General features: G+C 56.5%; 21 protein-coding genes and 1 tRNA gene. 12 read left to right on the top strand and 10 right to left on the bottom strand.

The window, feature by feature from the left end:
• Window positions 1-5 precede the first annotated feature (5 nt).
• From ACR0BI_RS06320 to ACR0BI_RS06295, 6 genes are read right to left on the bottom strand one after another with little or no spacing between them, the layout of a single operon-like run.
• Entirely contained in the window at window positions 6-803 is a 798-nt protein-coding gene (locus ACR0BI_RS06320) for an MBL fold metallo-hydrolase (RefSeq protein ID WP_170511617.1), read from the bottom strand.
• The gene (locus ACR0BI_RS06315) at window positions 800-1,606 is read right to left on the bottom strand and encodes a TatD family hydrolase (protein WP_170424075.1); all 807 of its coding nucleotides are present in this window, start codon (window positions 1,604-1,606) and stop codon (window positions 800-802) included. The genes ACR0BI_RS06320 and ACR0BI_RS06315 overlap by 4 nt, the downstream gene beginning before the upstream one ends.
• Window positions 1,606-2,724, bottom strand: coding sequence for a DNA polymerase III subunit delta' (locus ACR0BI_RS06310; protein ID WP_480561228.1), 1,119 nt, complete (start codon window positions 2,722-2,724; stop codon window positions 1,606-1,608). The genes ACR0BI_RS06315 and ACR0BI_RS06310 overlap by 1 nt, the downstream gene beginning before the upstream one ends.
• Window position 2,725: 1 nt before the next feature.
• The gene (gene tmk, locus ACR0BI_RS06305) at window positions 2,726-3,358 is read right to left on the bottom strand and encodes a dTMP kinase (RefSeq protein WP_170663793.1); all 633 of its coding nucleotides are present in this window, start codon (window positions 3,356-3,358) and stop codon (window positions 2,726-2,728) included.
• Complete coding sequence (locus ACR0BI_RS06300) at window positions 3,355-4,521, bottom strand: D-alanyl-D-alanine carboxypeptidase family protein (RefSeq protein ID WP_170424071.1); 1,167 nt, start codon at window positions 4,519-4,521, stop codon at window positions 3,355-3,357. The genes tmk and ACR0BI_RS06300 overlap by 4 nt, the downstream gene beginning before the upstream one ends.
• An 18-nt stretch (window positions 4,522-4,539) precedes the next feature.
• Complete coding sequence (locus tag ACR0BI_RS06295) at window positions 4,540-5,853, bottom strand: SPOR domain-containing protein (RefSeq protein WP_480561229.1); 1,314 nt, start codon at window positions 5,851-5,853, stop codon at window positions 4,540-4,542.
• Between the two features lie 204 nt (window positions 5,854-6,057).
• Between ACR0BI_RS06295 and ACR0BI_RS06290 the strand changes: the two genes are divergently transcribed.
• Window positions 6,058-6,147: transfer RNA gene (locus ACR0BI_RS06290), tRNA-Ser, on the top strand.
• A 376-nt stretch (window positions 6,148-6,523) separates the two neighbouring features.
• On the opposite strand, the gene ACR0BI_RS06285 is transcribed toward ACR0BI_RS06290, so the two are convergent.
• From ACR0BI_RS06285 to ACR0BI_RS06275, 3 genes are read right to left on the bottom strand one after another with little or no spacing between them, the layout of a single operon-like run.
• Window positions 6,524-8,203: a recombinase family protein gene (locus tag ACR0BI_RS06285; RefSeq protein ID WP_480561230.1), complete on the bottom strand. Its 1,680-nt coding sequence runs from the start codon at window positions 8,201-8,203 to the stop codon at window positions 6,524-6,526.
• Window positions 8,200-8,616, bottom strand: a complete 417-nt coding sequence (locus ACR0BI_RS06280; protein ID WP_480561231.1) for a DUF2924 domain-containing protein — start codon at window positions 8,614-8,616, stop codon at window positions 8,200-8,202. Before ACR0BI_RS06280 ends, ACR0BI_RS06285 begins: the two co-directional genes overlap by 4 nt.
• A complete protein-coding gene (locus ACR0BI_RS06275; RefSeq protein WP_480561232.1) occupies window positions 8,613-8,843 on the bottom strand; it encodes a DUF3489 domain-containing protein in 231 nt (76 codons plus the stop codon). Before ACR0BI_RS06275 ends, ACR0BI_RS06280 begins: the two co-directional genes overlap by 4 nt.
• Before the next feature lie 463 nt (window positions 8,844-9,306).
• Between ACR0BI_RS06275 and ACR0BI_RS06270 the strand changes: the two genes are divergently transcribed.
• From ACR0BI_RS06270 to terL, 4 genes are read left to right on the top strand one after another with little or no spacing between them, the layout of a single operon-like run.
• Window positions 9,307-10,134: a ParB/Srx family N-terminal domain-containing protein gene (locus ACR0BI_RS06270; protein WP_480561233.1), complete on the top strand. Its 828-nt coding sequence runs from the start codon at window positions 9,307-9,309 to the stop codon at window positions 10,132-10,134.
• A 5-nt stretch (window positions 10,135-10,139) separates the two neighbouring features.
• Entirely contained in the window at window positions 10,140-10,700 is a 561-nt protein-coding gene (locus ACR0BI_RS06265; protein WP_480561234.1) for a DNA-methyltransferase, read from the top strand.
• Window positions 10,693-11,124 carry a DUF5681 domain-containing protein gene (locus tag ACR0BI_RS06260; RefSeq protein ID WP_480561235.1) on the top strand — a complete coding sequence of 144 codons (432 nt, stop codon included), beginning with the start codon at window positions 10,693-10,695 and terminating at the stop codon, window positions 11,122-11,124. The genes ACR0BI_RS06265 and ACR0BI_RS06260 overlap by 8 nt, the downstream gene beginning before the upstream one ends.
• On the top strand, window positions 11,111-12,589 hold the full coding sequence (gene terL / locus ACR0BI_RS06255) for a phage terminase large subunit (RefSeq protein ID WP_480561236.1): 1,479 nt from the start codon (window positions 11,111-11,113) through the stop codon (window positions 12,587-12,589). The genes ACR0BI_RS06260 and terL overlap by 14 nt, the downstream gene beginning before the upstream one ends.
• A 436-nt stretch (window positions 12,590-13,025) precedes the next feature.
• Here the strand turns inward: terL and ACR0BI_RS06250 are convergent, their stop codons facing one another.
• A complete protein-coding gene (locus ACR0BI_RS06250; protein ID WP_480561237.1) occupies window positions 13,026-13,304 on the bottom strand; it encodes a DUF4242 domain-containing protein in 279 nt (92 codons plus the stop codon).
• 146 nt (window positions 13,305-13,450) lie between these two features.
• Here ACR0BI_RS06250 and ACR0BI_RS06245 point away from each other — a divergent pair, with 146 nt between their 5' ends.
• The 7 genes from ACR0BI_RS06245 to ACR0BI_RS06215 all read left to right on the top strand — a co-directional run bounded on the left by ACR0BI_RS06245 (window position 13,451) and on the right by ACR0BI_RS06215 (window position 19,787).
• Window positions 13,451-14,377: a LysR substrate-binding domain-containing protein gene (locus ACR0BI_RS06245; protein WP_480561238.1), complete on the top strand. Its 927-nt coding sequence runs from the start codon at window positions 13,451-13,453 to the stop codon at window positions 14,375-14,377.
• Window positions 14,378-14,620: 243 nt separating this feature from the next.
• Window positions 14,621-15,115 carry an EamA family transporter gene (locus ACR0BI_RS06240; RefSeq protein WP_480561239.1) on the top strand — a complete coding sequence of 165 codons (495 nt, stop codon included), beginning with the start codon at window positions 14,621-14,623 and terminating at the stop codon, window positions 15,113-15,115.
• Entirely contained in the window at window positions 15,075-15,911 is an 837-nt protein-coding gene (locus tag ACR0BI_RS06235; RefSeq protein WP_480561240.1) for a LysR family transcriptional regulator, read from the top strand. Before ACR0BI_RS06240 ends, ACR0BI_RS06235 begins: the two co-directional genes overlap by 41 nt.
• An 86-nt stretch (window positions 15,912-15,997) precedes the next feature.
• On the top strand, window positions 15,998-16,813 hold the full coding sequence (locus ACR0BI_RS06230) for a putative hydro-lyase (RefSeq protein WP_480561241.1): 816 nt from the start codon (window positions 15,998-16,000) through the stop codon (window positions 16,811-16,813).
• Window positions 16,814-16,833: 20 nt separating this feature from the next.
• Window positions 16,834-17,871, top strand: a complete 1,038-nt coding sequence (locus tag ACR0BI_RS06225) for a TRAP transporter substrate-binding protein (protein ID WP_170511034.1) — start codon at window positions 16,834-16,836, stop codon at window positions 17,869-17,871.
• Between the two features lie 64 nt (window positions 17,872-17,935).
• A complete protein-coding gene (locus ACR0BI_RS06220) occupies window positions 17,936-18,499 on the top strand; it encodes a TRAP transporter small permease subunit (RefSeq protein ID WP_480439428.1) in 564 nt (187 codons plus the stop codon).
• Window positions 18,500-18,503: 4 nt separating this feature from the next.
• Window positions 18,504-19,787, top strand: coding sequence for a TRAP transporter large permease (locus ACR0BI_RS06215; RefSeq protein ID WP_010441863.1), 1,284 nt, complete (start codon window positions 18,504-18,506; stop codon window positions 19,785-19,787).
• Window positions 19,788-19,811: the final 24 nt, after the last annotated feature.

Below are 19,811 nucleotides of genomic sequence, written 5' to 3'. Positions count from 1 at the left end.
ATGCCTTACAGGGCGTGCCGGATCACCATGCCATCATAGGCAGGCGTGATATGATCCGGTGTTTCCGCATCGACCGTCGCATAATCCAGATCGATATGCATGTTGGTCAAAACGGCGCGTTTTGGTTTCAATTGGTCGATCCACTCCAGCGTCTTTTCCAGATGGGCATGGGTTGGATGCGGGGAACGACGCAGAGCGTCAATAATCAGGCAGTCCAGATTCGCCAGTTCAGTCATGCTCTCATCATAAAGCTCTGCTACATCAGGCAGATAGACGATGTTTCCCATTCTGAAGCCAAGCGCATCAATCGATCCGTGGTTCACGCGAAATGGCCGAAGTGGGATCGTGCCACCAGGGCCGGAAATTTCGAACGGCCCATTGATTGTTTTGAGGTCGAGTATGGGCGGATAGGGCGATCCCTCGGGCTGAACGAAGGCATAGCCAAACCGGCTGAGCAGATCGTTCTGCGTGTCACCATCGGCCCAGACGGGGACGCGGGTTTTCATATTGAAAACGATCATCCGCAGATCGTCGATCCCATTCATGTGGTCCGCGTGGGAATGCGTGTAGACGACACCGTCCAATCGCCCAGTCCCGGTGTCCAGCAATTGGCTACGCATATCAGGTGAGGTGTCGATCAGAACTGAAGTAGTCCCGTCCGGCCCGTCCCGTTCGACCAGTAACGAGCATCGCCGACGCTGGTTTTTCGGGTTTTCCGGATCACAATCGCCCCAATGTCCCCCGAGACGGGGGACGCCACCGGATGACCCGCAGCCCAGAATTGTCAGGCGCAGCTCGCTCATGCAGCCGCCTTGTATGTGGCGGCTTTAGTGAAGAGCCGATCAAAATTGGCCTGCGTTTTTGCGGCGAAATCTGCGTAATCCAATCCGAAGACCTCAGCCCCTTTACGGGCGGTGTGTGCCGTATAGGCGGGCTCATTCCGTTTACCGCGATATGGTGGGGGGGCAAGATAGGGCGCATCGGTTTCGACCAGAATTCGGTCAACAGGTGCCGAAGCGAAGATATCGCGCAGTTCCTGGCTTCTTGGGAAGGCCGCGATGCCGGACATGGACAGGTAAAAGCCCAGATCAAGCGCGGCCCGGGCCAGTTCTGCCGACGAAGAAAAGCAATGCATGACACAGGAATAGGGCGTATTACGATGCTCTTCGGTCAGAATGCGGGCCATGTCGTCATCAGCAGCGCGCGCGTGGATGATCAATGGCAGGCCAGTGCGCTGGGCGGCCTCGATATGGATGCGCAGCGATTGTTTCTGAACATCTGCCGACTCGGCCGTGTAGTGATAATCAAGCCCGCTTTCCCCAATGCCCACGAACTTGGGATGCTTAGCCAATGCGACCAGCTCATCGACCGTGGCCATCGGCTCATCAGCGGCGCTCATCGGGTGGGTGCCTGCAGCGTAGAAGACTGGGGCGTGAGCCTCGGCGATGGCGCGCACAGCGGGTTCGTTGCGCAGCCGGGTGCAGATGGTCACCATGCGGGTCACGCCAGCCTCGGCAGCGCGGGCGACGATATCATCCAACTGACCGTCGAAATCAGGGAAATCCAGATGGCAGTGGCTGTCGGTAATTTCGGGGGTGAGGCTCATCAGCTGTGACCGGCGGTTTCCTGTATCTTGAACACCGTATCTAGGACAAGCGAGGCAGGGTCAAGGTTCACCGCCTGCCCATGCCGCGCGCGCGTCGTGATGAGCGCGGCGACCTCCGCCCATTCGCGGGCCTTGTGCTGCGAGTTAGAGAGGCGCGACAGAGTTTCAGCCTCATTCGGGGCGGCCTCGGGTATGGGGGCGGCACCTTTTGCACCTGTCAGCGCCAAACGCGAGAGCGCAACGTCGATCAGCGAAAGCAGCAGATCAAACCGTTCCGCAGCACCTCGCTGAGCAGCCGCTTCTGCCAGTTTTAGGGTGCGCTGGCGGTCGAGCCGGGGAAGGGAGCCCAGAATTGCAATCAGCTCGGCATAAAGCTCTAGCCCGCCGAGATTGATCAAGCGGACGGCATCACCCACTGACCCGGCGGCGAGGGCTGCCAAATGTTCAGCCCGACTAGGGATTTCTGTGCCGGTCTGCACTAGCGCGGCCTTCATGTCATCTGCGCCAAGGGGTGAAAGCCGCAGCGTGCGGCAACGCGAACGGATGGTCGGCAGCAGGCGCGAAGGTTGGTGTGAAATCAGCAGCAGCGTTGTGCGCGCTGGCGGCTCTTCGAGCATCTTCAGCAGCGCATTGGCAGCACTGACATTCATTTCATCCGCTGAATCGACGATAACAACCCGGCGACCACCATCGGCAGAGGACAGGCCGAAGAACTTGCCCAATTTGCGGATGTCATCGACAACGATTTCGTTGCGCAGCCGTCCCTGATCGTTAACTGACCGGGTGATTGCGGCAAGGCCGGGCTCGGCCCCCGCCTGGATTCGGTGAGCGACGGGGTGGTCCGGGTCGATGTCCAACGTCTCAGGCGCAGGAGGGGCGCCAAACAACCCGCCTTCATCTGCCGGAGGTGTGGCCAACAAAAACTGTGCAATGCGCCAGGCAAGGGTAGCCTTGCCCACACCCCGCGGCCCCGTCAGCAACCAGCCGTGGTGCAGCCGGCCCGAGTTATACGCGGTTAAAAACGCCTCTTGGGCCGCATCCTGTCCGAACAGCTTGAGAGTTTCGCGCGGATGCGGGGCACCAGGGGCCTGATCCGGTGTTTGGATATCGTCGCTCATGTCAGCTCAATTGCAGGGACGTCATGACAATATCTGTCACATCCCGCGCAACGCTGTCCATGTCCCGATTGCCGTCGACCACGTGGAAACGGTCAGAGAATTCATGGGCCAGACCCAGAAAACCTGCCCGCATCTGTTGTTGAAGCTCCAAACCGAAATCTTCGAACCGTTCTTCGGTGCCCTGTCGACCTTTGGCGCGCAACAGGCCGGTTTCCGGGTCCATATCGATCAGCAAGGTCATATCTGGCTCTCGCCGGATCATCAAGCTGTGCAACTGATCCACCAAACCCCGCAGATCGCCGCGCGACAGACCTTGATACATCCGGGTACTGTCGGCAAAGCGATCGCAGATCACAACCTTGCCCTCTGCCAACGCGGGTTCAATCGTGCGCTCAAGATGATCGCGCCGGGCAGCGGTGAACAGCAGGATCTCGGTCTCGGCCGACCAGCGGTCCGGATCACCCTGCAGCACAAGGCTGCGAATTTCTTCTGCCCCGTCCGATCCGCCGGGCTCGCGCGTCAGAACGACGTCGCGGCCTTGATGCCGCAAGTGCTCGGCCAGCAGGCGCGCCTGCGTGGACTTGCCTGATCCGTCAATGCCTTCGAAGGTCAGAAACGTTCCGCGCGCTGTCACATTTGCTCCAGCGGAGTGTTGATCACTTCTTTCAGAACGATGCCACCCACGGTCAACATACGCACGACAAACCCGCCCAAGGGAACATCCTTTTCCGCAACCAGCGGGCGGCGGATTTCGGGCAATCCCTCGGGTTGGATCACAAGCTCGGCCAATTGCTGGCCTTTGCTGACGGGTGCGTTGATAGGGCCGTCATAGACAACCTCGGCCTTGATGTCCTTGTCGCCCAAAACGGGGAACAGCAGGGTCAGATCACCCTCGGGCACCAATCCCACAGTCTTTTCCGCCCCCATCCAAAGCTTGGCCTGGGCTACCGGTTCTTCTGATTTGGCAACTGTCCTCTCGACAAAATTTCGAAACGACCAGTTAACCACGGCCTCAGCCTCCTCTGCGCGCTTGGCAGTGCTGTCGAGCCCTGAAAGTACAAAGACAACCCGTCGGTCGCCTTGTTTGGCAGAACCGACCAAACCATATCCTGCCTCTTGGGTATGGCCAGTCTTGAGGCCATCGGCCCCGATATCAAGCTTCAGCAGCGGATTGCGGTTTCGCGCGTTCGAGGGCGCTCGGCCATCGAATTCGAACTCTTCTTCGGCAAACAGCGGATAGTACTCGGGGAAATCGGTGATCAGCCGGTCGGCCAGAACTGCCAGATCGTGCACTGACATCATGTGCCCAGCAGCAGGCCAGCCGTTGGAATTGGCAAAGTTCGAGTTGTTCATGCCCATCTGCTGCGCCCGCTGAGTCATGAAACGGGCGAATCCGGCTTCGCTTCCGTCGGGGCTGAGCGCTTCGGCGATCACGACACAGGCGTCATTGCCCGAAAGCACGATGATCCCGCGCAAAAGATCCTCGACCCGGACACGATCCTGCGTGTTCAGGAACATGGTCGAGCCGCCATAGCTCATTGCATGTTCCGAGACGGGCAAAGTTTCGTCCAGCGTCAAACGGCCATCGCGCAAGGCTTCAAACGCCACATAAAGCGTCATGAGCTTCGACATGGACGCTGGAGGCAGAGGCTGATCGGCGTCTTTAGACAACAGCACAGTACCGGTTTTCTGGTCCATCACATAAGCCGCACGCGCGGTGGTGTCGAAGGCATGGGCAGGCAGTGTCAACAGCGCCAACCCGAGGGCCAGTGTGGTGGATCGCAAAGCGGAAAGCATCATGGGCCTCCTGTTTGATCAGTTCTTTGCCGTGAAAGCATCGGTAAACCCAAGGTCTTTCACATCGTTCAACATCGCCCGACGTTCCGCGCGGGTTGCAACGGGTCCAACCAAAACGCGCCAGACCGACTTGTCCTCGCTTTTCAGTTCCATGACTTCGGCGGCCATGCCATTGCGCCGGATCTTGTCCACCGCGCTCTTGGCGTTGGATTCTACGCTGAAGGTGCCCGCCTGAACAAAAGGTTTTGCCAACCCACTTGTCGTCGCAGCACTCGCCGTCGCTGGTGCCGCCGCCGTTGGTTCAGAGGCCTCGATGGCCGCTGCCGCTCCGGCAATCGGGTCCAGAGGCGTTTCGGTGATTGCGTTAGGGTCTTTCTTTTGCCACCACTTGCGCTTGGCCGGTTTTTCAGCCGGTGCCGTCAGTTCGGGATCCGACAATGCTGCCGTCTGTGTTTCTGACGAAGGGGATTCGGTCTCGGCAGCCGCTGCGGTTGCTGCGCCAGCTGCAGCGACTGCAGTCTCGTCGCTTGGCTTTTTCTGCCACCATTTGCGTTTGGCCGGTTTCTCTGGGGCTGGGGCCTCATTCGCGGCCAATTCACTGGTCGGTGCTTCTGCATTGGTCGGGGCTTCTGCACTGGGCGCATCTTCATCCGACGATGCAACAACGGCAGCCCCGGCAACGACCGCAGCTCCGGTCGCTGCTTCGGTGCTTGGCTTTTTCTGCCACCATTTCCGCTTTTGAGGCTTTTCAGCAGCGCCCGTTTCTGACGCTTCTGCGGTGTCGGTTGTTTCCGAACTCTCTGCACTATCTGTCTCTTCGGCAGGTTCCGCGGCGACAGGTGCAGGGGGTTCTTCAATAGCCTCACGTCGCAACGCGACAACCTGCACCCTGGTTGGAGCACCAGCCAGCATTCCCAATTGCTCGGCAGCGGATGACGAGACCTGCAGCGCGGGTCCCGGCAAATTCCGCTCACGGCGGAACAGTGCACCCGTTACCGATTTGTTGTTGGCTGTATTCTTAATCAGCACCCGTTCGGGTTGAGTCACATTGGGATGCGCCACCCAGATACCACCCAGCGATGGCCGCCCGTCCCACAACCCTGCTTCGGTGACCTGAAAAACCTCGGGGGCTTCAACATCGCGCTGATTGGTCGCGGCAGCCTCGGGGAACAGTTCGAACCGGTTTGTGTTGTCCGCATCTTCGGCGGCCGTATCCTCAGGCGGGTCCTCTGTAGTAAGTAGCCCTTCTTCGCATCCAGCCAATGCTGCCATGGTCACGACCAAAATTGCCAGCCGTTGTGGCCCAAAGCGTGTGCCCGTAGCTCGCTCCATTTTCTCAATCCCTTGCCTGACAAGGCCATTCCGGCCGCGCCCCACCGCGTCATTGCTGGTTCTTGTTGCCAGTCTTGTGCGGTCTTTCCCGCAGATCATAGCGCGGGCATCGGGCCATGGAAAGACTGCTACATTCGCTTCGGCAAGATTTCCCGCTTTATGGCTTGCCTCCGCGCTCAACTCGTCATAGACCCAGCCTCACGCGGGGAGGTGGCAGAGTGGTCGAATGCGGCGGTCTTGAAAACCGTTGAACGTGAGAGCGTTCCCAGGGTTCGAATCCCTGTCTCCCCGCCACTCATACCTGTCTCACTTCAATTTTACTTTCTGACCCGGAATTGTGCCGCAATTCCCGCGCGTTGGCGCGTGCGCTTTCAATCAGAGACGAAGCAAACCGTACACTCGGAGCACAATTCAAGGCCCAAATCTCAGTGACGCATTTTGGCGGGGTCGCTTTGGACCGGGTTTCCCTGATAAGCGGCAATTTACAGGGAATTTTCGTGAAACAGGGACTGATTTCCGTCATTTCTCATGTCAGAACTGGATGTTTTTCAGAGGTTTATGCTGCAAATTCCCTAAAAAGTGGAACAGGGAATTTTCTCGCGGGTACAGGGAATTGTGCCGACGGATCAGGGAGGGCGAACCCTGTATCAGGGAAGCAGGACTGGAGTTATCAAAAACCGAACAGGTTTTCCTGTTCGGCCCAATCAAGTGGGTGGATCACGCTGACCAGACGCTTGAGTGTAAGTTCAGGCGGCTGGGTGCCGTCGAGAATCGCGGCCTGAATCTTCGGTGAGAGAAACGCGAGCTGAGCACGGGTACGGATGAAGGCGCCGGGGAGGTTTTCGCGGCGGGCAATTTCCATCAGTTGAACGCCGGCTTTTAGATCACGCGCCCAGCCATGAGCGCGGATCAGCATGGACCGGAGGTGGGGATCGGGTTGGGGTGCCATGTCTCCAGCGATGACCTTGGCCTCGACGCCGCGTCGTCGCAGATCGAAGGATGAGGTGATGTGTGTGAGATCCGGGTTCAGATGATCGGCCGCGATGCCAAGTGCGCTTGCCAGAGTTTTAGGGTTCAATTCGAGGTCGATCTGTCCGCGTGCAATTCTGCCGTTGGCCAGAATATCAGCACCGACCTGAGCGCCTTGGCCTCGAAGCCGAGTTACTAAATCCGCAGCTGAAGTCTGAACTGCCTCCGTTGACCCGGCCTCCGGCTGCGCCAGTACCTGATGCGCGACGGCGGCGTCTTGCAGACGTCTGACGATGACATCAATGACCGCGTTTTCCAGCGCCGGTCCGGGCAGTCGCCAGCCGGAAGTATCCTTGCCGCCCGAGATCAATCTATTGGAGATGTAGTAGCGCAACCGTCTGCCTTTGCGCGTGGTGTGGGTTGGCGTCAACCGATCACCTGTCTTATCCCTCAGACGACCCGTAAGCCAGGCGCCGGGGTCATTGGTACGTTGGCGCTCATTGGGTGTAGGGTCTGCACGGGATCGCCGCGACGCTTGGCGCATTTTCTCCTGCACCCGGTCCCAGATGTCCTGGTCGATGATCGCCGGATGTTGTCCGTTCCAGATCTTATCCTTGTGGCGGATTTTACCGAGATAGACCGGGTTGCGCAGCAGATAGTAGATCTGGCCGCGTGACAGCGGACAATCTCCCTTCACGCTTCCATCTTCCCGAACTACCCGTTTAGACCGCAACCGTTCTGCTGTTGCCCGTTCTTCTACTTTGCGCAGGCACCCCAGTTCCCCATAAAGACCAAAGAGAAGCCGGACGGTTCCGGCCTCCTTCTCATTCACCACCAGCGTTCTTACCTTCGGATCGGGGTGGCGGTCATAACCAAGGGGCAGGTTACCACCCATCCAGAGCCCTTTTTTCTTGGAGGCGGCAATCTTGTCACGAATACGTTCCGCAGTGACTTCCCGTTCGAACTGGGCAAAGGACAACAGCACATTGAGGGTCAGCCGGCCCATGGACGATGAGGTGTTGAAGGCCTGTGTAACCGAGACAAAAGAACAGTTCGCCTTTTCCAACCGTTCGACCAGCTTGGAGAAATCGGCGAGCGATCGGGTCAGCCGGTCGATCTTGTAAACCACAACCATGTCGATACGCCCGGCATCGATCTCTTCAAGAAGACGCTGAAGGGCAGGGCGCTCTAGGGTGCCGCCCGACAGGCCACCGTCATCGTAGCGGACTGGCAATAAGGTCCAGCCTTCATGTCGCTGGCTGGCGACATAGGCCGCGCAGGCCTCATATTGCGCGTCCAGGGAATTGAAGTCCTGATCCAGCCCCTCGTCAGATGACTTGCGCGTGTAGATCGTGCACCGGATTCTGCGTCGCGGGCTCATTTTGCCACCTTTACGTTGAGTCCGAAGAAGCGCGGTCCCGACCAATGCGCGCCGGTAATCTCCCGAGCGATGGCTGAGAGCGAACGGTAAGATCGTCCCTTCCACACAAATCCGTCCCCTGTCACATCGACCACATGGGTTACGCCATTCCACTCGCGTAGCAGGCGCCCGCCGGGTTTTAGCGCAGGGCATGTAGGCCGGGGTTTCTTCTCAGAGCCCTTTCCCAGCGCGGCTTTCACCTGCCGCGACAGCCCGCCACGATTGCGGGACTGCATCTCAAAGGCGATAAAACGGCGCAGGAAGGGTTGGCTGAGCATGGCGGGGGCGGGTTGATCAAACAGTTGTTGCCAAATCGTGACCAGATCCGATCGACCCATGGCGGCCAGATCGGCGACATCGCTCGTCTTGGTCACGACTCTTCTCCTGTTCCCACCGTCAGGTGATATGTGGAAGAACCATGTGGTTTGTCGGATGTCCGTCGTTCAATTGTGACGCCTTTCTTCCGCAGACCGCTTAGAGCCGCTCGGACCGAATGAGGCTGCCACCCCGTTGCTTTGCAGAGCGCTTCCAGGCTGGCGCCACTCGGGCGACGCACCAAAGCTTGCACCTTGTCAATTTTGGTTTGTTTGGATTTGGACATGTATTGTCTCCTCTGATCTGGGGCTGGCGGAATGCCTAACCCCGGTACCGAGGAGCGCCCGAATGGCTCGGGCGTAGAGCCAGTGATGCGTGGTTCGCAACAACAGTCCAGTTATTTCTGGGGCAATCCCAAGAGGGGTGCGTTTTGTAGGGCGCTGCTGCCGTACCACCGATTATTCATCAACAATCTTAATTGGTTACTTTTGGATTTAGGAGTTGCAATTACAAAAGCCCGTGCATAAATTCTAGCCAGCCCTGCAAGGGACAAGGTCCCACGGGGAGGTGAATACATCTCCCAGGCAGCATTCGGCGCCGCATTTTTGAAGCGGATAAGACCGAGAGCATTCGAAGGGGCAACGAACCGGATCGATTGGTCCGGAGAGTTGCTAGTCGTGCTCTCTCCGAATTCCCAACACGATCCTTTCTTGTCGACGCTAACGAGCGTCAAACGAAAGGAGGCGGCTATGTCTGCCAAAAAAACACACAGCGACGCCAAGGCGTCCAACACGCCGATCTGGATGGCGGACAAAGTCGTCCAATCTCAGATCAGCCAGATCAAGCCCTACGCCAACAACAACCGCGTGCACGCGGCCAAGAATATCGACAGGCTCAAAGCGTCGGTGGCCAAATTTGGCTTTGTCACCCCGATCCTGTTGGATGGTTCGGGCACAATCATCGCGGGCCATGGCCGTTATGAGGCCGCCAAGGCCCTGGGGTTGATGTCCGTTCCGACTGTTGTCGCGGGTCACCTGTCAGATGCAGAAGTCCGTGCTCTGCGCATTGCGGATAACAAGCTGGCGGAATTGTCGGACTGGAACGAAGCGGCCCTCCAGATTGAGTTTGCCGAATTGATGGATCTCAGCCTTGATGGCGAGTTGGACTACGATCTCGAAATCACCGGGTTCGAAACGCCGGAGATTGACATCATCATCGATGGCGCGGACGTGGCCGCAAAGACTGAAGCGGAATCTGTTGAGACGCCGAACCCTGCAGTACCGGCAATTACGCAGCCGGGCGACCTCTGGATTCTTGGAGATCACCGCATCTTCTGTGGGGATTCCTTGCAAGCCCAGAGCTATGACACCTTGCTGGATGGCGAGAGCCCGCAGATGGTGTTCACCGATCCTCCTTATAACGTATCTGTCAATGGGCATGTCCGTTGCGGCACCGGCGGCGATCATCGCGAATTTGCCATGGCGTCGGGAGAAATGTCGGACAGCGAGTTCCGTGGCTTTCTCTCGGACGTGAACAACGGCTGTTTGACTGCTTGCCGGGCGGGGGCATCGCGATGATCTGCATGGACTGGCGTCACGTTGAAGAGCTGATCGCCACAGGAAAGGCGGGCGGTTTCGATCTCATCAATTTGTGTGTCTGGAATAAATCCAACGGAGGCATGGGCAGCCTATATCGGTCCAAGCACGAGCTGGTTTGCATCTTTAAGAAGCCCGGTGCGCCGCATATCAACAATGTCGAACTGGGTAAACACGGGCGCAACCGAACGAATGTTTGGGATTATGCTGGTGTAAACAGCTTTGGGGCAGGGCGTGAGGCGGATCTCGCTGATCATCCCACGGTGAAGCCTACAGCCCTGGTTGCAGATGCCATCATGGATGTGAGCCACCGCGGCGATGTTGTTTTGGACGCCTTTGGAGGGTCCGGTGCAACCTTGCTGGCAGCAGAGAAAACAGGACGCCGGGCGCGGCTTATTGAGCTCGACCCGGCCTATGTCGATGTCGCCATCCGCCGTTGGCAGAAGATGACCGGTGAGAGCGCAGTGCATTCGGTCACAGGCCAGACGTTCGATGCGCGTTCCGCGGCCAACGATACCACTTCAGAACAGGAGGTGGGCCATGTCTGACGATACGAAAGACTACGAGGTTGGTTACGGCAAACCGCCCAAAGCGACCCAATTCAAGAAAGGCCGATCTGGCAATCCGAAAGGGCGGCCGAAAGGTGCCAAAGGCGTGAATGCCAGCTTGAAACGCGAATTGGAAACCAAGATTACGGTTCGCGAAGGCAGCCACGAAATCCGGATTTCCAAGGCGGAGGCAATTGCCAAGCGGCTCACGGCTGGCGCGTTGAAGGGCGACACGAAATTGTTGATGGCGCTGCTGAAGCTGGACACAGATCTGTTCAACACAAGCGACATGGACGCGCAAGAAAGCGTCCCTGCGGTTGAGCCGGACGCTGTCGACTACGACATCCTCCGGGATTTCTTTTCCAGTCACCCGGATGGTGACGGCGGTCCTGAAGATGGGGAGGTGGATGATGTCAGCTCCTGATCCCAAAATGGTCCGGCAGGTCGCTCGCGAGGTTTGCCGGGATAATTTCTTTCCCTTCGTGTGGCGTGTGTTTGGCACGCTGCACCAGGGGACTGACCGCGGCTTTGATCCGGCCTGGCATGTGCGTGCTATGTGCCATGAGTTGGACAACGTACGCATCGGCGAGAACAAGCGATTGATCATCAACATTCCGCCGCGGTGCCTGAAATCGGTCACCGTTGCCGTTGCATATGTCGCTTATCTTCTTGGGCACTCACCGAGCGCCAAAATCATTGTTGCCAGCTACGGGCTGGATCTGGCGCGTAAACATTCCGAGGATTGTCGTCGGATCATGTCTGCGCGCTGGTACCGGGAAATGTTCCCTGAAACGGTCTTGGCTAAAAAGGGCAACACCTCAGAAGAAATCCGCACCACAAAGGGAGGCAGCCGTAAGGCTGTCTCCATCGGAAGTTCTGTCACCGGTCATGGCGCTGATTACATCATCATCGATGACCTGCTGAAAGCTGGAGATGCGGGCTCCGAGGCCGAGCTGGTCAAGGCACAGGAGTTCATTGAGGGGACCTTGCTGTCGCGCTTCGACAACCCGGCCGAAGGGCGCGTGGTCATGGTTGCACAACGGCTGCACGAGATGGATCCGCCGGGTTATCTGCTTGAACGTGGGACCTATCGGCACCTGAATCTGCCTGCCATCGCCGAAGAACATGAGAAGGTGCCTCTCGGGCGTGGAAGGGTCATGTGCCGCAAACCGGGTGATCTCCTGTGCCCGTCCCGTTTGGATCAGAACACGCTGGATACAAAACGTCGTGAAATGGGCGCAGCTGTGTTCAATTGCCAGTATCAGCAGAACCCGATTGCGCCAGATGGCTCGCCGCTGCGCTGGGAGTGGTTCGGCACCTATGAGACCGTCGAAGATCGTCGCTGGTTCCAACTGGTTGTTCAAAGCTGGGATACGGGCATGTCTGCGGATCCGCGATCCGACTTCTCGGCCTGTACGACCTGGGGGTTCCGAGAAAACGCGTGGTACCTTCTCGACGTCTGGCGTGGGCAGGTGGACTACCCAGACCTGAAAGCCAAGGCACTGCAGCTTGTCGGTCGTTGGGATCCGGATCGAGTTCTGATCGAAGATGCGGCCTCCGGCAAACCGCTTCTGGACGAATTGTTTCGTGATGACCGTCGGCGCTATGAACGCATTAGACCTGACAAGGACAAGGAAACCCGGTTCCAGTCCGCGTGCGGTCCTGTCGAAGAGGGCAAGGTGTACCTGCCTGCGGACGCGCTCTGGCTGGCGACGTTCAAACGCGAATTGCAGTCCTTTCCACGCGGTCGCAATGACGATCAGGTCGACAGCTTTGCCCACTTTTTGAACTGGTCCAAGGGAGTGGGGTTCTATCGGGCGCTGGGCCATGATCATCAGATAAACATCGAACGTCGCGAGCGCCGTCGCGAGCGGATCAGACGGCGGTAGAACAGGAATCAAAGTTCGAGGCTGGTAGTCGGCCTTGAACCGTCCTACGAAACCTCAGTCATTGGGCCCGAAGGGCGGGAAGCCGACCTTCGCTGCAAATGCGAAGGCACGATCCCATTCTCAATAAAGCAGACCTTCAAAAAGTCTGATGGTCATTCGCGTTGTCGTTTTTGATCCAGTTTAAGGGCTATGCAGAAAGCAGATTCAACAAAATCAAGCTAGCGATCCATTCCATACAATTGCCATAACGTCAAAATGCTGCGTTCGCAGCCCTCTCCGCTGCCATTCGCTGCACCTGCTCCATTTCGTCGATGGCAAATATCGGGGCGTTAGAGAAATCGGAGATTTGGTGGGCCGGGCCAATTGTTAAATGTACAGATTGGAAAAACACGAGCGGCAACCAATTACAGGTGGTCGCCGCTTTAGTGTCTCTTTGTCAGTTGTTCGCTGTGAGCGGATCAATTATTTGGGCAACTTCGGTTATCTTTCCGACTGGAATCCCAGACAATTCAGAATGTTTCTGAATCTCGGCCTCACTTTCGGCTAGGTAGATGCAAAAAGTCTTGTCGCCGGCGACATAGGAATGTTGCCATTGAATTGCGGGACCCACGTCGGCGAGGGCTTTATTTGAGGCGCGCGAAGCCGCACAAAGCTCGGTCAAAGAAAACTCCCCGATGCCAGGAATGTCCCGTTCGATTACAAATCTCTTTAGCATAGCTGATCCTCTGTTTTGTCGGGTACAGAGATTGTGGCACTCAGACTTCGAATATCCGAACTAAATTTTCTTTGCCGTACTAAAGAAAATCTGCCTCCATAGTGCGGAATATTGCGTGATCGAAAGAAAATCTTTACCAAAATCACATGGCTACGCATCTAAAGTCTCTTCAAGCCATCGAGGTCGCCCTTCGTGCCGGTTCGCTGAAAGCAGCCGCAAGCGATCTGGGTATCACACCAGCTGCAGTCGGTCAGAGGATTCGTGCCTTGGAAGACTACCTCGGGACGGACCTCTTGGTTCGTGGAAGGTCCGGTTTGCATCCCACCCCCGAATTGGCGGAAGCACTGACAGATCTCCGAACTGCTTTTTCAGCCCTAGATCGCGTATCTGCCACGCTTGATTTTCAGCGAGTCAGCGAGATTCACATCGTCGCCGACCCGGATTGGTCAGAGTTATGGCTGGTGCCTCGGTTGCCAGATTTTCGAAGGAGTTATCCTAATATTCTCTTTTGCATCAATGGCGCGGGCGATGTTCCGATGCGGCTTGGTGCGCCAGACATTCGGGTTGAGTATGGTGGGAAGGAAAAAGGTGAGCTCCTTTTCTCAGATTACCTAGTCCCAATTTGCAGCCCAGACAACTTACGCAGAATTGCCGACTACGACACCGAACACGAAATGGAGGGGATGCCACTTCTTCACTTGGAAGAACACAGAAGTAAAGAAGATAGACCAGGATTTCGTGATTGGTTCCAGGCTTTCGGAATGCGCCGTACTGGTGCCGACCGTGGGCCATATTTCAAGCGAGCTGAGATGGCCCTCCAAGCGGTGAGAGAAGACGTGGGGTTTCTGCTATGTGGCGTTTCTTTGATCGAGAGCGATCTAGAGAAAGGCTCCTTGGTGCTTCCGTACCCGGCCGAAAAAGGGCTTTCGGCGCCGAACCCATTTCGAATGCGTCTACGAGAGCAGACCTCACAGCGCCCCCAAATGCGACGCTTTGTAGATTGGATAACGGGCGAGGCAACAAAAACCCAAGAATGGATTGATATCTACAGGAATAGTGGGGAAGTTTCGTAGCTCGGCTCACTGACACCCGCGGATCCTGCTGATTTGATTTCCTTGGTTGGGCTCAATGCCGTTATCAGAACCAAAGCTGCATTTGATCTAGGTTCGGCTGGTTTGGATGGGCAGCGCTAGATGGTCATTGGCGATCAGCGTCCAACTTTTGCACCATGAACACAGCGACACAGCGACAGAAGTATGGAAAGTTTGACAGGCGCGGCGAGGATGCGGACTCAGGCCAATTGCAAGGAGTAGCTTTTGGGTAATCGGCGACTGGGCATTGGCTTGATCCTATTGGGTGCTTTGATAATCTCCCCGACAGGTGCTTTAGTTGCTGGACTGGGACACATCAGTTCTCTGGAAATCGTCATTATCCGCTGTTTTGGCATCGCAGCCTTCTTTTTCTTGATTGTGGTTGCAACGTCTGGATTTGGCGGTATCGCTCGATTCCGAAAGTCAGGTTTGCCAGGCCTCGTAGCATCTTTCGTGATGGGCACGATTATGGTGTTGTCTATTTATGCTTTTCACAACGCTCCGGTGGCACGGGTACTCTTACTGTTTTCGACCGCGCCTTTACAGGCGGCTTTGATTGCTCGTTTTGTGTTGAGTGAACGCTTGGCCAATACGATAGTAAGATCAGGACCGTTCTTAGCAGAAAGCGATCAACTTGGCTCGGCTCAAACTCGAACATCTACAAACATTTCTTTCTGTTGTGCGCTTCGGCAGTGTCAGCAAGGCAGCCGAAGTACTTAACCTGACGCAGCCTGCCGTGACTACTCGCATCAAGTCCTTGGAAGATGGTTTGGGAACGTCGTTGTTCAAACGTGAAAGCGCTGGCATGCGCCTCACCAAGCGTGGCGATATGCTTGTCCACTATGCCGAGCAATTTCAGCACCTTTCAGATCTGGTCGAAGAGCACGTTGTGGATACGAGCGCCGTTGACAGGTTGATCCGCCTGGGCGTGTCCGAGACTATCGCTCAAAGTTGGCTGCCCGAATTTGTCGGCGCATTGCGAGCAAAGTACCCGTCTCTCAAGATCGAGATCAGCGTCGACATTTCATTGAACCTCCGGGATCAGTTGCTGGGGCGTGAAATCGATCTGGGTATTCTGCTTGGGCCGGTCTCAGATTACACGGTCGACAACGTGGTGCTTCCGGATGTACCACTGGCCTGGTTTCAGGCAGCAGGCGGAACTCTAGGGCAAAACGTCGATCTGGCTGGCATCCCAATCGCGACCTACGCCAAGAACACCCGGCCGTACCGGGAACTGAGGGCCGCACTTTTCGAACGATTCGGTTCCGAAATCTCCCTGTTCCCGTCCTCTTCTTTGTCTTCTTGTTTTCGGATGGTCGAGGCCGGGCTATGTGTTGGCGCGCTGCCGATCTCGCTAGCGAAGAAGCTGGTGCAAGAGGGAAAGCTGGTCGAATTCGACCCGGGCTGGGTTCCCGAACCTCTTCAATTTTCTGCCTCTTACCTGGGTGATCCGCGCAATCATCTGCTTGAGGCCGCAGCGGTCATCGCCCGAGATGTAGCGCTTCAACAGGTATAAAAATATATTATGTAGAAGACAAAAATAATACAATTTGATTTTATGCCCTAGTCGCACGAACGTATTCCAAACTAGGGAGGGTCGTAATGAGCGATCTGTTTGAGCCGTTGAAATCTGCGACAACAGCGTCTGTGCGCGCGCAGATCAGGTCACGGGCCTATCGCGGTCACACAGCCGGATTGGGCGGGAATACCCTGCAGGCCAATCTGGCGATTTTGCCCGAACATTACGCGTTGGATTTCATGCGCTACTGCCAGCGAAATCCAAAACCCTGCCCGATTGTCGGCGTTTCCGATACGGGCAATCCAAACATGGACACCTTGGGAGTTGATATTGATATCCGCACCGATACTCCGGCTTACTACGTATATCGCGACGGCATCCACGTCGACACGGTTCATGATCTCAAGCAACTGTGGCGCGATGATTTTGTGGCGTTCGCTTTGGGGTGCTCATTCACTTTCGAACATGCATTGCAACAGGCCGGCGTACCGCTCTGGCACATCGAAAACGACCGCACAGTGCCGATGTTCGTGACCAATATCCAAACGATCAAATCTGGTCCTTTCGAGGGGCCAATGGTTGTCAGTATGCGGGCGATCCCTGATGCCAGGGTAGACGAAGTTGTCTATATCTCACGCAAATTTCCTCTGGCGCACGGAGCGCCGGTGCATTGGGGCGAGCCAGAGAAAATTGGTATCGCCGAAATAAATAGCCCGGACTGGGGCGATCCGGCTCCGGTCTCAGACGGCACCACGCCAATGTTCTGGGCTTGTGGCGTCACACCACAGGCTGCGATCAAGAATGCCAAACCTTCAATCGCGATCACGCACAAGCCGGGGCACATGCTGATCACCGACATCGCGGATGACGCTGAAACACCCATCTATCAATCAAAATAATACAACAGGAGAGAAACCAGATGAAGAAACTCGCAACAACTCTCGGCGCGCTCGCTGTCTCAACAACCGCAGCGTTTGCCGACAATCCCGTGGTTTTGAACGCAGTAGGAACGTGGTCCAGCCTGACCAACTACCAAAAACACGAAGAGCCATTCTTTAACCAACGGCTCAACGAGGCATCGGGCGGCGAAATAGTCGGAAAAATCCAGTCGCAATCCGGTTTGGGGCTAAAGGGCTTCGAGATCATGCGCATGGTCAAGAACGGTGTCTTCGACTTTGCCTTTGGCTTGCCCGGCTACGTCGCCGCCGAAAATGCGATTTTCGAAGGCGCTGATCTGTCCACTTTGACACAGGACATCGACACGCAGCGTAAGGTGGCCGACGCCTATTTCGACACGTTGTCCTCGGCGTTCGAAGAGATCTACAACGCCAAGCTGCTTATGCTGTACCCGTTCCCAAGCCAAACCCTTTGGTGCAACGCTGAAGTGAACGGAATTTCCGATCTGGAAGGCAAAAAGATCCGCGTCTACTCGACGACTTTGGGTGATTTTGTAGAAGGTGTCGGGGGCACATCCGTAACTGTCGCCTTCTCCGAGGTTATTCCGGCGCTGGAAAAAGGTGTCGTAGACTGCGCGATCACCGGCACCATGTCAGCCTATACGGCCAAGTGGAACCAGGTGGCCACTCATGCCTATACCTTGCGTGTTGGCTGGGGTCTGGCATTCGGAGCCATGAACCTGGACAAATGGAACAGCCTGACGCCAGAACAACAGGCACTCTTGGAAACCGAACTCGCGGTTCTGACGGACTCCATGTGGGCAGAGACGGCAACCGAAGATGATATTGCGATTTCCTGCATCACCGGCGGCACATGTGAAATCGGTGAAGCCGGATCCATGACGCTCGTCGAACCCACGGCAGACGATTTGACCGCACGGGACAAGATCGCGACCGATGTCGTGCTGGCCCGTTGGGCGGAACGCTGCGGCGCCGATTGTGCTGCAAACTGGAATGAAACCGTTGGCCCGATCCTTGGCCTGAAAGCCGAAGCCAAGTAATCCGGCCGATTCAGTGGGGCGGTCAAACTCCCGCCGCCCCACCACAAAACATCAGGTAATCAAAATGTTAGACAAGCTCTTAGGCGGCGCGCGAAGGCTGAGCCTTTGGATGACGTGGCTGGGTGGTACACTGATCGTGTTTTCGGCCTTCCTCATCACTCTCGAAGTCTTTCTACGCAAAGTTTTCAACATCTCGCTGGGCGGGGCGGACGAAATCTCGGGCTATGCCTTCGGTGTGGCAACCGCGTTGGCGATGTCTTTTGCGCTGTTTGAACGCGCGCATATCCGGGTTGACGCCCTGCTCGGAGCAATTCCCAAGGTGCTGCACCCAATTATCAACCTGTTTGGCCTCGTGCTTTTGACAGGATTTGCCTTGGTCATCGTTGTGATGGTGTGGGGTATGGTGGCCGACACGCTGGCTAACGGTTCCCGGTCGATTACTCCGATGCGCGTACCGTTGGCCATTCCCCAGATACCGTGGCTCTTGGGTTGGATGTTCTTTGTAGGCTCGGGCGTTCTGATCGCTCTGGCCGCGATCAGACAATACTTACGAGGCGATCTGGCCGGAGTGCAGGACCTGATCGGCGTGAAATCCCTGGACGAACAAATAGAAGACGAGACGGTATAGACCGATGCTGATCAAGACACTCCTGATCCTACTTGCCCTCATCGGTTTGGCCGTTCCTATTGCCGCCTCGTTGGGTTGGCTGGGCCTGATCCTGCAATGGACCGACAGCCCGATGCCGTTGCACCGCGCAATATCGGATATGGCATGGCAGACCAGCACGGACTTTCTGCTGGTGGCAATCCCGATGTTCGTAATGATGGGAGAGATCCTTTTGCGTGCTGGCATCACCGAACGGATGTACGACGGTATTGTCAAATGGCTTGGATGGTTGCCGGGTGGGTTGATGCATTCCAATATCGGATCCTCGGCCCTGTTCGCGGCCACGTCTGGGTCATCCGTAGCCACAGCCGCAACCATCGGAACGGTGGCTGTGCCGCAGATCAAAAAACGGGGTTACAACGAGCGGCTGTTTCTCGGCACTGTGGCTGCCGGAGGAACGCTCGGCATTCTCATCCCGCCTTCGATCAACCTGATCCTATATGGTTTGTTGACCAATACTTCGGTGCCGGAACTGTATCTGGCGGGCTTTCTGCCTGGATTTCTGCTGGCACTGTTGTTCATGGCAACCGTCGTTGTGGCATGCATGATCAGGCCGGAATGGGGCGGGGACCAATTACGCCACAGCTGGGCAGAGCGGCTTGCTGCGCTTCCTGCACTGATCCCCCCTCTTGGCATCTTCATGGTGGTCGTCGGCTCGATTTACGCAGGTCTGGCTACGCCTACCGAAGCCGCAGCATTGGGCGTTGTTGCCTCGATGGCGCTTGCGGCGTTCAACGGCAAGATGTCGATGGAAACCATGCGTCACGCAATCGAAGGCACAATGCGCACGACCGCCATGATCATGCTGATCATTATAGCTGCGGTGTTCCTGAACTTTGTCCTTTCAATAATCGGCCTGACCCAGGCTTTGACCGATTTTGTCACAGGGCTGGGCTGGAGCCCAATGCAAACCATGTTGATGATCGTCGCGGTGCTGATCCTGATCGGCTGCTTCATGGAGACGTTGTCCATGCTGTTGACCATGGCGCCGCTGGTTACCCCGATCGTTGTGGCGCTGGGTTTTGATCCGGTGTGGTTTGGCATCTTGTTGATGGTACTTCTGGAAACCGCTCTGATCACACCGCCGATAGGGATCAACCTTTATGTGGTGCAAGGGATCAGGAAAGCAGGACCGATGATGGATGTGATCCGCGGCGCATTGCCATTTGTTGTTACCATGTTCGTCATGCTCGGGCTTCTTTTGGTTTTTCCGAAGCTCGCAACCTGGTTGCCTTCCTTGGTGTACTAAACCGCCGAGGCTTCCTTCCCCCTT

The sequence above is a fragment of the Ruegeria sp. E5 genome (assembly GCF_056534105.1).
The sequence above is the reverse complement of the archived record's forward strand: the minus strand, read 5'-3'. Positions and strand labels throughout refer to the sequence as shown.